11 protein-coding genes and 1 pseudogene are annotated in these 8,948 nt (G+C 31.6%); 7 read left to right on the forward strand and 5 right to left on the reverse strand.

Translation table 11 applies throughout. The features are described from left to right. Nucleotides 1–9: 9 nt before the first annotated feature. Nucleotides 10–183, reverse strand: coding sequence for a hypothetical protein (locus tag RR539_RS09645; RefSeq protein WP_332474923.1), 174 nt, complete (start codon nt 181–183; stop codon nt 10–12). A 145-nt stretch (nt 184–328) separates the two neighbouring features. Between RR539_RS09645 and RR539_RS09650 the strand changes: the two genes are divergently transcribed. Next, nucleotides 329–880 (forward strand): DUF6512 family protein, encoded by a 552-nt coding sequence (locus tag RR539_RS09650; RefSeq protein ID WP_332474922.1) that lies wholly within the window; start codon nt 329–331, stop codon nt 878–880. Between the two features lie 52 nt (nt 881–932). Here RR539_RS09650 and RR539_RS09655 read toward each other — a convergent pair whose 3' ends face one another. After that, entirely contained in the window at nt 933–2,261 is a 1,329-nt protein-coding gene (locus RR539_RS09655; RefSeq protein ID WP_332474921.1) for a DUF4179 domain-containing protein, read from the reverse strand. Continuing rightward, nucleotides 2,261–2,779, reverse strand: a complete 519-nt coding sequence (locus RR539_RS09660) for a sigma-70 family RNA polymerase sigma factor (protein ID WP_332474920.1) — start codon at nt 2,777–2,779, stop codon at nt 2,261–2,263. The genes RR539_RS09655 and RR539_RS09660 overlap by 1 nt, the downstream gene beginning before the upstream one ends. Nucleotides 2,780–2,947: 168 nt before the next feature. Here RR539_RS09660 and RR539_RS09665 point away from each other — a divergent pair, with 168 nt between their 5' ends. The 5 genes and pseudogenes from RR539_RS09665 to RR539_RS09685 all read left to right on the forward strand — a co-directional run bounded on the left by RR539_RS09665 (nt 2,948) and on the right by RR539_RS09685 (nt 6,457). Next, a complete protein-coding gene (locus RR539_RS09665) occupies nt 2,948–3,925 on the forward strand; it encodes an asparaginase (protein WP_332483771.1) in 978 nt (325 codons plus the stop codon). A gap of 103 nt (nt 3,926–4,028) precedes the next feature. Further along, nucleotides 4,029–4,241 (forward strand): hypothetical protein, encoded by a 213-nt coding sequence (locus RR539_RS09670; protein WP_332483772.1) that lies wholly within the window; start codon nt 4,029–4,031, stop codon nt 4,239–4,241. Continuing rightward, nucleotides 4,242–4,394, forward strand: a pseudogene (locus RR539_RS09675) (SPFH domain-containing protein); the annotation flags it as partial. A gap of 100 nt (nt 4,395–4,494) precedes the next feature. Beyond that, a complete protein-coding gene (locus tag RR539_RS09680; protein ID WP_332483773.1) occupies nt 4,495–5,139 on the forward strand; it encodes a TetR/AcrR family transcriptional regulator in 645 nt (214 codons plus the stop codon). 70 nt (nt 5,140–5,209) lie between these two features. Next, on the forward strand, nt 5,210–6,457 hold the full coding sequence (locus tag RR539_RS09685) for an MFS transporter (RefSeq protein ID WP_332474788.1): 1,248 nt from the start codon (nt 5,210–5,212) through the stop codon (nt 6,455–6,457). Nucleotides 6,458–6,863: 406 nt separating this feature from the next. Here RR539_RS09685 and RR539_RS09690 read toward each other — a convergent pair whose 3' ends face one another. Beyond that, entirely contained in the window at nt 6,864–7,322 is a 459-nt protein-coding gene (locus tag RR539_RS09690) for a hypothetical protein (RefSeq protein WP_332474789.1), read from the reverse strand. Nucleotides 7,323–7,451: 129 nt separating this feature from the next. Continuing rightward, nucleotides 7,452–8,144: a hypothetical protein gene (locus tag RR539_RS09695; RefSeq protein ID WP_332474790.1), complete on the reverse strand. Its 693-nt coding sequence runs from the start codon at nt 8,142–8,144 to the stop codon at nt 7,452–7,454. Between the two features lie 211 nt (nt 8,145–8,355). Between RR539_RS09695 and RR539_RS09700 the strand changes: the two genes are divergently transcribed. Next, entirely contained in the window at nt 8,356–8,928 is a 573-nt protein-coding gene (locus RR539_RS09700) for a CD3073 family putative ECF transporter S component (protein ID WP_332474791.1), read from the forward strand. Nucleotides 8,929–8,948: the final 20 nt, after the last annotated feature.

The following is an 8,948-nucleotide window of genomic DNA, read 5'->3' on the forward strand; positions in this document are numbered from 1 at the left end:
TAATATATTTTACTTAATCTTATTTTCAAGATTCTTAAGCTTAGCTTCTGCTTTGTTAAGACCTGACTCCATAGCTTTAACAGATTCTACCATCTTATCTCCCATAGACTCAGCAGCATTGTTCATTTTTCTCTCTGCACTTGATATTCCTGACTGAACCTTATCAACCATTGACTTTCCCATGAAAGCACCTCCTAACAATAATTTACCTTAGTTTATCCAAATCAATATAGAATTATGTAATTGTTTTACATTGATTTTCGGAATAGAATTATAATATACGCTTGTGGGTAATACTAATTAATATGAACATTTTTTGGAGGCTCTTATGAAAAGACGATTTTTAACACCTGGGAAATGGCTTTGTATAGGAATACCTATCTCTTTTTTACTTGGGGCATTTTTTCATTACGTTTTTAATTTAACTGGTAATAATCCTTATGTAGGCTTATTTGTACCTGTTAACGAAAGCATATGGGAACACCTAAAACTTGCCTTTTACCCACTACTTATATGGAACATAATTGGCTACTTTAAATTCCATAGGGACTATACATTTAAGGGACGAAGTTATCTTATAGCTTCAATGCTCTCACCTATTGTGGCCCCTATAGTAATAGTCACATTTTATTACACATTACTTGGAGGATTTGGAATACACTCTATTATATTAGACATATTTTCTTTGCTACTTGCAGACCTAGTTGGGCAATCACTTGCATACTATACATACAAATATGGTAACTTTAAGGTATGGGTACTTATCCTTTTTGTTATTTTAACTATAGCTATGATTTTTATGTATGCCCATTTTACTAATTCTCCTCCAAACTATCCAATATTTTTAGATGGAAGTTCTGGTGCATGTAAAATACATTAAAAACAGTGGCTGTTGCAAAATAATAAAATTTTGTAACAGCCACTGAATTATTTTATCTAGTTAGTTTAATTTCTTGAATTACCTTTATAGAATTATCAGGACTACCTACTATTAAGCTTGAATTCGTAAAGTCAAATTTTTCAGTATCATATTCACTACCAAATGTTAATTTATAGCTACCATCACTTAGCATATCTCTACTAGGAGTATCATATGAACTATATTCCTTATCTGGCTTATTATTATCTCTAATCATAATCTCCCCAGCTCCTCCCCCACTATATATAAATTCAATTCCTGGAACATTATTAAACCTTACTATAACCTCATAACCATACTTAGTCTTTATAATCTTATTAATCGTTAAACTTCTTCCTTTAGAATAATTAACAGTTATAGGAGTTGCCTCTGTTAATTTAATTTCCCTTTTAACTCTTGGTATATATCCTGTAAAATTAACCAGAGTTTTCCTAACAACCTCTATCTTAGATATATTAGTGCTACTATAAGCCTTAAATACTCTTGTTACATATGTTTTCCCATTCTTCTTTTCAAGTCGACCCATATCTAGTTGATCAAGAGGATTCCCCTTATCATCATATACTACTATGTTAAATTCATCTGGGTAATACTCGTCATATATAGTCCCTACTGTTACATATGAATTAGACTGGTTAACTGAGGTTATCTCCATATTAAGCTTCCCCTTATTTATAACCTTACTAATGTCTTTATTTTTACCTTCTCCAATAAGGGTTTTTTTATCTAGGTTAACTTGAAATACTATACTTCTACTCTTATCCTTAGCTTTTTCAAAGATAATATTTGCACAGAATTTATCTTGGAACTTACTATCTACTGGTATTGGATATACTAAGGTATGTATACTTTTATTATCATCCTCTGGAAAATATCCTGGTGTAAACTCCTGTCCATTTACTATTATTTTAGGATCACCAAATCCATTATCACCCTTTGTCTCATATACAAGATAAAAAGCTGCTCCGTCATATCCTAACTCCTTAACTGTAATACCCCCCTTAGTTTCATTAACACTAATTGAACAGTTCTGTACAGCTATAAGATTGTCATTACTTTCCTTATTAAATATAGACTCACTTCCTAATATCTTATTTATTATTGGAATTTCATCGGCAAAACCTGGAAATAAACTTCCAAGGGTTATAAGTAACGTTACAGCTATTCCAGCTGCAATCCCTCCACACTTTAGTATAGGTTTTTTAGTTTTATTGCTTTTATTAGAGCATTGTTTATCCTTAAGACTTAATAAGGTTTCATCTATTCCCTTGCTTATTTCACTTGGTACAACTAAATCATCATTTGATTTAAGCATATCACTTATTAATTTATCATCATTCATTATACAAGCCCCTCCATATCCTTACTTATCATTTGGCTAAGTAATCCTCTTGCCCTATGTAGTCTTGACTTAACAGTACCCTCAGGTATTTTAAGTGAAGTTGAAATTTCTCTAACTCCCATATCCTCAAAATAGTATAGAACAATTAGTATTCTAAGCTGATCTTCAAGTCCATCTACATATTCCTTTATTTCTATAGATTCTATATCTTCACTTATAGCCTCCTCTGGAATATATCCACCTAGGTCAACTATCTTCTTTCTACTGTTAATTAGATTATTACAGTTGTTAATTAATATCCTTAAAAGCCATGTTTTAAAGAATTTTTCTTCCTTTAGTGTTTCTATTTTTTCATATGCCTTAAGTATTGTATCTTGAATACAATCTAGGGCATCCTCATTATTTTTAACCATGGTAATACTAACCCTGTATAGATCCTTTTCGTATAACTTTATAAGAGATGAAAATGCCTCTTTACTTCCCTTTTTAGCTATTTTCACCAGCTTTATATTTTCCATAAATAAAAACTCCATTTCCTTAGCATGCTAATACTGTGTTTATATATTAGACCATTAAAGTATATGTTTGGTTCTCACACACTAAAATTATTTTACCACTAGTTGTTTGAACAGATTAATTATTGATAGTATAATGATGAAAATACATATAAGTCATAGGGAGGACACATGAAGAAAGTCGCAGTTATATTCAATGGTGGAACAATATCTATGAAGGTAGACGAGAAGCTTAAGGCAGCTGTTCCTTCACTATCAAGTGAGGAGATAATGGCTAAGGTTACTGGTATAGATGGGTTTGCAGAAATAGAGACATATACATTTTCAACTCTTCCAGGTCCACATATGACCCCTGAAATTATGCTAAGTTTATCTAAAACAATTAAGTCATATGTAGATAGGGATGATATATCAGGAGTGGTTGTAACCCATGGTACTGATACCCTTGAGGAAACAGCTTATCTTGTTGATTTAACACTTAATACTAATAAGCCTGTTATTTTCACAGGCGCTATGAGAAGTAGCTCTGAACTTGGCTATGATGGACCTGCTAACCTTGCAGCTTCTATTTGTACAGCTGTATCAGAGGAAGCAGTAGGCCGCGGAGTTATGGTCTGCTTATCAGGTTATCTTAACCTTGCAAGTGAGGTTACAAAGACTAATTCTATGAGTCTTGATACCTTTAAAACCCCTAATTTTGGTCCTATAGGAATAGTAGACAATAACAGGGCAATATTCTATAGAGACAACGAAAAAAATGAATTCTACAATGTAGATAAAATAGAATCAAATGTATCAATTATAAAATGTGGTGCTGGAATGGACTCTAGATTCCTTGACTACTGCATAGATAGTCATGATAAGGGAATAGTACTTGAGGCTATGGGACGTGGTAATGTACCAGACAAAATGGTTCCTGGCATTAGACGTGCAATAGAATCGGGTATTCCTGTTGTTCTAGTTTCTAGATGCTTTGAAGGAAGAGTTAACGACTCATATGGATATGAAGGTGGCGGTCGTCAACTTCGTGAAATGGGGGTTATATTCGGTGACACTATTCCAGGTCAGAAAGCTAGAATCAAGCTAATGGTTACACTAAGCGCTCTTAGTGATGTTAATGCAATTAGACAATCATTCGAAAAGAATTAAAGTTAATATAAAATCTAAAAACCTGTTAAAATTTAGCAGGTTTTCTTTGTAGTTATCCCCTACTTAATGTAAAATATAGGTAGATTATTTAAGGGGGGGTATTATGAAGTATTTTGCATGGGGACTTTTATATGGATTTATAGGTCTTATACTCGGTCTGTTAACAAATGTCGAGTTTATAGCCATTATGTTGACATTTATAGGGTTTATGGCTCCTATGTATTTTTTAGTTGAGTCAATTTATAAAGATATTCATGAAATTAAGCAGTATACGAAATTTACAGCGGATAAAATGTATAATAATAGTAATGAATAAGCTAGAATTAGTCACCTTGCATATGCCCCTGAAATAGCAGCTGCAATGCTTCAACGTCAACAGGCAGCAGCTATGGTATCTAACCTTCTAATTGTTTTATGTAGTGAAAAATCTACTCAACCTACAATTAACTCTAGCTCATCAGTTAAATAAGTTAGAGTATTAGGGATTTCCACTAATACTCTTTTATTTTGTTGACAAATAAATTCCTATAATATAGTATAGATACCAACGGTATGTTTGGAGGTGTATTATGGTAAGAAACAAACATCCAGAAGAAACAATCAATCTAATTTTAGATGTTTCTCTTAATCTTTTTATGGAAAAGGGCTATGATAATACAACTATTCAAGACATTATTAATGGTCTTGGAGGGTTATCTAAGGGAGCTATTTATCATCACTTTAAGTCTAAGGATGAGATTTATGCTGCTGTAATGGGTATGATAGAAAAAAGAAGTACACAGCATTATGATAGTATATTACACAATTCATCACTTAATGGAATTGGTAAGCTTCGAGCTATGCTTGAATCATCGTATAGTAACCCTAATACCCTAGCGTTTTTTAAGATGTGCTCCTCACAATTACAGGATCCTAAGTTCCTATATGCACAGATTGTTAGTAACTATCAGGTGGCAAGCCCACTTTATCTACAGCCTGTTATTGAGGAGGGCATTAGGGATGGTTCTATTCAAACAGACTATCCAAAGGAACTTGCTGAGGTTATTTTAACTTTAATGAATGTATGGATAAGTCCTATTACATCTAAGTCTTCTATTGAGGAAATTGAAAGAAAGCTATATTTCTTTAAACATATACTAGATTCACTTGGAATAAGTATAATTGACAAGGATATGATAGATAAGACTATTAAACATATAAAATCATACTTTTAAGGGCTGCCCTAAATGGGCAGTATATTATTAAGCCAAACATACCAACGGTCGGTATTTAAAAGGAGGATTTATGGATAACACAAAACTTTTTAACAAAAACCTAAGTTTAATTACAATTGGTCAAGTAATTTCACTCTTTGGAAGTGCAATATTAAGATTTGCAATTCCTCTTCACATTCTTAAAGTTACAGGATCACCTGCTGTTTTTGGAATGGTTCTAGCTTTTTCATTTATACCCATGATATTTCTTTCATTTATTGGTGGTGTTCTAGCTGATAGATTTAACAAGAGAAATATAATGGTTACACTAGACTTTATTACTGCTGGAGTGCTTATTTTCTTAATGCTTACTATTAATTTACTACCAATTGTGCCACTATGCCTAGTTATTATGATGATTTTATTTGGAATAAGCGGAATGTATCAACCAACTGTACAATCAGCAATTCCTTCAATAGTTGAGGGGGATAATATTCTAAAAGCAACAGCTATAGTTAATCAAATAAGCTCACTTTCAAACCTTATAGGGCCTATTATTGGTGGTGTTTTATATGGTGGATTTGGACTAATGCCTGTTTTAATAACTAGTACTATATGCTTTATATTATCAGCTATAATGGAAATGTTTATTAATCTTTCCCACACTAAAAAAGACAATACTATTGGGGTATTTAAAATTATAAAATCCGACTTTAATGAAAGTCGTAATTATATGACCCATGAAAAACCTATGATTTTAAAAATAATTCTTCTAATTGGACTTTTTAATCTTGCATTATCATCAGTTATGATTGTTGGAAACCCAATTCTTATTGTTAACACACTTAAACTTAAGGATAGCCTTCTTGGACTTTCAGAGGGGATACTTGCTATAGGTGGACTATGTGGTGGAATCCTTACAGCATTTATAGGTCATAAAATTAAACTAAACCAAAGCTACTTAGGACTAATCCTTTGCGCATTATTAGTTGGTATTATGGGAATTCCAATACTTTTAGGAGCATCCACTACCACATCATTTATAACTATTCTAATATGTGGCTTCCTAATAATGATGATAGCAAGCTTTATAAGCATTAAAATGATGTCTACAGTTCAAATGGAAACACCAAAGGAACTTGTAGGAAAGGTTATTGCATGTATGATGGCACTTGCTATGTGTGCTATGCCACTTGGGCAAGCTATGTATGGCTACCTTTTTGAAACATTCAAATCAAATGTATATATAGTATTGTTTATTGCATCAATTCTATCAATAATAATTTCTCTAGTTACAAGCTTAGTATTTAAGGTTAAACATAGTTGCAAGTATAATTAAAGGTAGAGTGTATTGCCCCTACCTTAGTTATATATTAATTTTAACCTCGATTAGTCATTAAGTTAAGTTCTCCAAAGCCAACAAGTCTTACATCATATTGCATATCCACTGCCTTCCTTATTGAATTATTATATAAATCAAGTTTAAAATCCCTCCAGATTAAATCATTACTTCTCACTATCAGTAATTCGTTTATTATAGACCCTAATAGATTTATCTTCCCATTCCTTATGATAAATCTTCATATCACCTGAAGGCCTTTTTATAAAATAGTACATATCCTGTATCCTCCTTAATAATCTAATTACTCGTAAATTCCTTTGTATTTCTATAACTAAACTACTATTAAATTAAATAATCCTCCATTCGGAGGATTATCCTATATAAAATATGCACATTGTGTACTTTATGTTACACTTTCGTCTAAATGTTTCTGAAGTTCTTTAATAATAATTCCCTTAACCTCTTCTGTTATTTCTAGAATCCTTTCACTTAACTTAGCACTTGGCTCTAGGTTCTCTATACTAGGTATATCAATTCCTATAACCATTCCATTTATATATGATTTAGAACTTAGTATACTACCAATAGCACTTTCTCCTAGGTCCCTATAATCAATATATTCTAGGTACCTTGCAATATCCATTGTGGTTATCATTCCAACTCCTATTCTGTAGAATGTAGCCTCTACAATTACTACAAAATCCTCTTCATTAATAGACTCTACTAGTGTTTCCCTTGCCTTTTTTGATGTATAGTACTCTATTCCATCTATCTTTTTGTATTTTGAAAGTCTATCAACAACATTATTCCCAATATTTTCATCAGGGTATATGCTGCCACCTACTCCACAAACCCTAATCATAGGCTATTACGTAAGTATCATAATTTTTAATCGTAAAATCCCTATAAGAGCCCATAACTATATCCCCCTAAATTTAATATATAATTATATATATTTAGGAGGATCCAGTTATATAATTCAAATTATCTATTACTTACATCCAAGCATATTAGTATGATTATTAAGGTTATTGTTGAATTTATTATTGTGATAGTCTACAAGTTCATTAAATGTTTTTCCGTTTGTCTTTCCTGTTTTAGCTTGTTTGAAACACTCTACATTATTAGCATGTATGGAGAAAATCTTTGCAAAACCTGATTTATATATATCAAGAACCTCTGGTAATGTAAGGTCCTTGGCCATTTTCACAATATCATTAAAAGCAATTTTAACTTCTTCTAATATTTTATCTATTGCCATATCAAGCTTATCTGGATTCATACTTTTCTTAGGAGAAGCTGCTTTTTTACAGTTAAATTTATTAGCATGGAAGTTAAATACCCCTGTAAATTTATTTTTGTGATAATCTATTAAATCATCTAAATCTTGTCCCTTGTATCCTGTAGTCTTTAACTTCTTGAGACAGTCTATACCATCTACACTTATCTCAATAAATTCTTCTAGCAATTCTGTATGAATCTTTAATAATTCATCATCTGTAACATAACTTCTGTACTCCATAATTCTCTTGTATAAGTAATCAAGCATATTATCTAGCTTAACTTTAAGCTTCTCAGCATCACCTATTGATAATCTTTCATATGAATCTAGTGATATTCCGAGTTTTTCTGGATCTACATAATCTGCCTTTACTATTAGTTTCTCTGGCATTGAAATAAACATTATACACCCCTTTTTCACATAATAACTGCACAGTATTATAATATTCTATTCCCATATTTATTGTGATAATTATGTTAAGGATTATAGTTAACTTTTTAAGCTATAGATAATGTAAATTCTTGTAAAGTTGTGTATAACTATTAACTATTAGATTTATAACTCTACTTAGAATATAATTTGAAATTGAATAGTAATGAAAGGGGGACTAGAAATGCAAACAAACAAAACTAAAATCCTTATTTTTTCTGGACTTGCTATAGCAATGAATATTGTTTTAGGACAAGTAGCAGGTTCACTTAAACTTCCTATTTATCTAGATGTAATAGGAACTATATTTATAGCAGCATATTATGGACCAATGTATGGAGCTGTTGTTGGAGGACTTACTAACCTATTATGGGGAGTACTTATGAATCCTAAGAACATTCCATTTATGTTAGTTAGTATTGCTGTTGGTATTATTGTTGGACTTATAAGCAAAAGACATGGATTCACATTAAAAACATCTATTATTACTGGACTTATACTTGGAGTTGTTTGCCCACTAATCGGAACACCTATTGGAGTGCTTGTTTATAAAGGCATTACAGGTACTGGACTTGACTTTGTATTCCTATGGCTACAAACAACAGGACAGAATATATTCGTATCATCATTTATAACAAAGCTAGGAACTAACCTACTTGATAAGGTTTTATGCTGCTTTATTGTATATATGATCATAAAGCAGATGCCAACAAACATGAAACCAGGGCATACTGTTAATGATAATTTATCTGCATAACATCTACATACTATAAACCT

Source organism: Clostridium sp., from assembly GCF_036639235.1.
Lineage (GTDB): Bacteria > Bacillota > Clostridia > Clostridiales > Caloramatoraceae > Clostridium_AB.

Coding starts and splice junctions, on each gene's coding strand:
- RR539_RS09645 (WP_332474923.1), bottom strand. CDS start 183: ATGGGAAAGTCAATGGTTGATAAGGTTCAGTCAGGAATATCAAGTGCA.
- RR539_RS09650 (WP_332474922.1), top strand. CDS start 329: ATGAAAAGACGATTTTTAACACCTGGGAAATGGCTTTGTATAGGAATA.
- RR539_RS09655 (WP_332474921.1), bottom strand. CDS start 2,261: ATGAATGATGATAAATTAATAAGTGATATGCTTAAATCAAATGATGAT.
- RR539_RS09660 (WP_332474920.1), bottom strand. CDS start 2,779: ATGGAAAATATAAAGCTGGTGAAAATAGCTAAAAAGGGAAGTAAAGAG.
- RR539_RS09665 (WP_332483771.1), top strand. CDS start 2,948: ATGAAGAAAGTCGCAGTTATATTCAATGGTGGAACAATATCTATGAAG.
- RR539_RS09670 (WP_332483772.1), top strand. CDS start 4,029: ATGAAGTATTTTGCATGGGGACTTTTATATGGATTTATAGGTCTTATA.
- RR539_RS09680 (WP_332483773.1), top strand. CDS start 4,495: ATGGTAAGAAACAAACATCCAGAAGAAACAATCAATCTAATTTTAGAT.
- RR539_RS09685 (WP_332474788.1), top strand. CDS start 5,210: ATGGATAACACAAAACTTTTTAACAAAAACCTAAGTTTAATTACAATT.
- RR539_RS09690 (WP_332474789.1), bottom strand. CDS start 7,322: ATGATTAGGGTTTGTGGAGTAGGTGGCAGCATATACCCTGATGAAAAT.
- RR539_RS09695 (WP_332474790.1), bottom strand. CDS start 8,144: ATGTTTATTTCAATGCCAGAGAAACTAATAGTAAAGGCAGATTATGTA.
- RR539_RS09700 (WP_332474791.1), top strand. CDS start 8,356: ATGCAAACAAACAAAACTAAAATCCTTATTTTTTCTGGACTTGCTATA.